Annotated in this window: 3 protein-coding genes; 2 read left to right on the top strand and 1 reads right to left on the bottom strand. The window is 48.4% G+C overall.

The features are described from left to right. Window positions 1–188 precede the first annotated feature (188 nt). A complete protein-coding gene (locus ACP5D0_RS10405; protein ID WP_472365733.1) occupies window positions 189–1,199 on the top strand; it encodes an exopolyphosphatase in 1,011 nt (336 codons plus the stop codon). An 18-nt stretch (window positions 1,200–1,217) separates the two neighbouring features. On the opposite strand, the gene ACP5D0_RS10400 is transcribed toward ACP5D0_RS10405, so the two are convergent. After that, on the bottom strand, window positions 1,218–1,850 hold the full coding sequence (locus ACP5D0_RS10400; protein ID WP_472365732.1) for a CBS domain-containing protein: 633 nt from the start codon (window positions 1,848–1,850) through the stop codon (window positions 1,218–1,220). 281 nt (window positions 1,851–2,131) lie between these two features. On the opposite strand from ACP5D0_RS10400, the gene ACP5D0_RS10395 reads away from it, so the two are divergent. After that, window positions 2,132–2,734, top strand: a complete 603-nt coding sequence (locus tag ACP5D0_RS10395; protein ID WP_472365731.1) for a peroxiredoxin — start codon at window positions 2,132–2,134, stop codon at window positions 2,732–2,734. Window positions 2,735–2,849: the final 115 nt, after the last annotated feature.

Below are 2,849 nucleotides of genomic sequence, written 5' to 3'. Positions count from 1 at the left end.
GACCTTGCTTGCTCCTTGATTCCACAAGAAATATTTTCTCAGTTGGTCGTAATCACGGATACGACGCTTCTTCGAAAATTTCCTTGTGAAGCCAATGCTCTGCACAATCTCAGCACAAATTCATGAAACATTCGGGCTAACTTTGCCTGTCTTGCCTCCCAATTGACATCTGGGCAAGACGGGGATGAATGTACCGAGCGAACAAGTCGATTCGCCACGCCGAAACGGCCGGACTCGATTTGATATTTTTTAACACCCAGGAGACCTTCATGGCGGAAAACACCTTTCGTTTAGTGACACGCAGCGATTTCGACGGCTTAGTCTGTGCGGTTTTACTAAAAGAGCTGAATTTAATCGATGACATTCTGTTCGTGCATCCAAAAGACATGCAGGATGGCAAAATAGAAATCACTGAAAACGACATCACCACCAATCTACCCTATGTCAAAGGCTGTCACCTAGCGTTTGATCACCACCTGAGCGAAAGCGTTCGCAACGATGCGGTGGACAACCATATTATCGATGCAAACGCCCCCTCGGCGGCTCGCGTGGTCTACGATTATTACGGTGGCGCTAAAGCCTTTCCCAAAGTCTCGGACGACATTATGGAAGCGGTGGATAAAAGCGATTCCGCCCAGTTCACCCGCGAAGAAATCCTAAACCCCACCGGTTGGCCGCTATTGAACTATTTGATGGATGCTCGAACAGGCTTGGGGCGTTTCCGCGAATTCCGAATCTCAAACTATCAGCTGATGATGGAGTTAATCGACTACTGCCGCGACCACACTATCGAAGAAATTCTGAATTTACCCGACGTTAAAGAAAGAGTCGATTTGTACTTCGAACATGAGAGCCAAGCCAAAGAACAAATTCAACGTTGTGCAAGCGTTCATCAAAATCTGGTGGTGTTGGACTTACGTCAAGAAGACACCATTCATCCGACAAACCGTTTTATGATCTATGCCCTCTTCCCGCAGTGCAATATATCCATTCACGTACTCTGGGGCTTCCAAAAACAAAACACTGTGTTTGCCGTCGGCAAATCCATTTTGGATCGAAGTGCCCAAACCAATGTGGGCGAACTTTGCCTAAAATATAACGGTGGCGGACATAAAGCGGCTGGAACCTGTCAAATCGACACGCCACAGGCGGAAACCGTTTTAGCGGAATTGATCGCCGCCATTACGCAGGACGGATAACCGTCACCCGTTTCTCAGTCAGGCATAGATCTCAAGCGGCGGCGCGGCCGCAATCCGCCGCACAATATCCGATTGAGTGACAATCCCCCGAATGGATTCCGCTTCAGACATAATCACCACACAGCCTAAGCGGTATTCACTCATCACCAGTGCAACCCGACGAATATCGGTTTCCGCTTTCGTGGTAATCACCTTTCGATTCATCACATTGGCCACCGGCTCATCGCCACCAATTTCGAGCTGACCGTTCTCGCCCACTGTCGCGCGCATTAAAATATCCCGACTCGATACCAACCCAACCAATTCAGCACGATCATTCACGACCGGTAAGTGATGCACACCCGCCTCAAGCATTTTTGACCAGGCCTGCCCTTGCGATTCAAGGTGTGAAATCGTGATAACAGGTTGCGTCATAATATCAAACACTTTAAAAACCGGATGCCGGGGCTGATCATGCTGGATGGATTCGTATTCTTTTACCGCAGGCCTGGGTTTATCCTGCATACGATTAAGCGTTTCATCAAAATGCAACTGATCCATTTCGGATTCACCCACCGCATTGATGCGCTTGGAACGATCTACCTTCAGCTCAGGACGCAGCTCGCCTGGCTGAATACGATTACGTCCTTCCGGTGTGTAAACGATAAACATAATCGAAGTTCCTTTGGTTGAATGGGTTATTTGATTCTATAGCAGTTTTCAAGCCATCTCAAATTGTCTATACTACAGCGAGAATGTGATTTACATCCAATCTGGAAATGTCATAAATTTGCGCCGAAATCGCTCAGGATTTTGTTCTCACAAGGAAGTTTTCAAAAAAGCGTCGATTCCGCGATGACGCCCGACTGAAAAAATGGAGTTTGTGGAATCAAAAGACAAGTGAGAGGGGATTAATTTATGAATTTTTCCGGTTCAATTCAAAGGAAACTACCATGTCTGTACTCGTGACCAAGCAAGCGCCGGACTTTACCGCCGCAGCCGTTCTGGCCGACGGCACCATTGTCGATGACTTCAATTTTAAAAGTCACACCGAAAACAAATACGCGGTGGTCTTTTTCTACCCCCTCGATTTCACCTTTGTCTGTCCTTCGGAAATTCTGGCGTTCGATCACCGTGTCGAGCAATTCAAAGCCATGGAGACCGAAGTCATTGGCATCTCCATCGACTCACAGTTCACGCACAATGCCTGGCGAAACACGCCTGTCAATGAAGGCGGCTTAGGGCCGGTTAAATTCCCGCTCGTGGCCGACATCGGTGGCAGTATTATGCAGGCTTACGGCATCGTTCACCCTGGCAACGTTGCGCTAAGAGGGGCTTTTTTAATCGACAAGACCGGTGTGGTTCGCCATCAAGTCGTCAACGATTTGCCGCTTGGACGTAATGTCGATGAAATGCTGCGCATGGTGGAAGCCCTGCAATTCCATGAACAACACGGTGAAGTCTGTCCGGCTGGCTGGCACAAAGGCGATGAAGGCATGAAGGACTCACCAGAAGGCGTCGCGGACTACTTATCTAAAAATGCAGATAAGCTGTAAGCACACTCGCTGAGCTGACATCACTAACCCGAATGTTTACCTTCGGTTCTTCGATTCATGAATTTGTGCTGAGATTGCGCAGAGCATTGGTTTCTCGACTTACCCCTTCGGGCGT

The sequence above is a fragment of the Hydrogenovibrio sp. genome (assembly GCF_049975065.1).
In the GTDB taxonomy this organism is placed as follows: Bacteria; Pseudomonadota; Gammaproteobacteria; order Thiomicrospirales; family Thiomicrospiraceae; genus Hydrogenovibrio.
Note: the sequence above shows the minus strand (reverse complement) of the source record. Positions and strands in the feature narration are given on the sequence as shown.

Bases quoted from the DNA above. Each gene is read 5' to 3' on its own strand.
- ACP5D0_RS10405 (WP_472365733.1), top strand. From the start codon at position 189: ATGTACCGAGCGAACAAGTCGATTCGCCACGCCGAAACGGCCGGACTC.
- ACP5D0_RS10395 (WP_472365731.1), top strand. From the start codon at position 2,132: ATGTCTGTACTCGTGACCAAGCAAGCGCCGGACTTTACCGCCGCAGCC.
- ACP5D0_RS10400 (WP_472365732.1), bottom strand. From the start codon at position 1,850: ATGTTTATCGTTTACACACCGGAAGGACGTAATCGTATTCAGCCAGGC.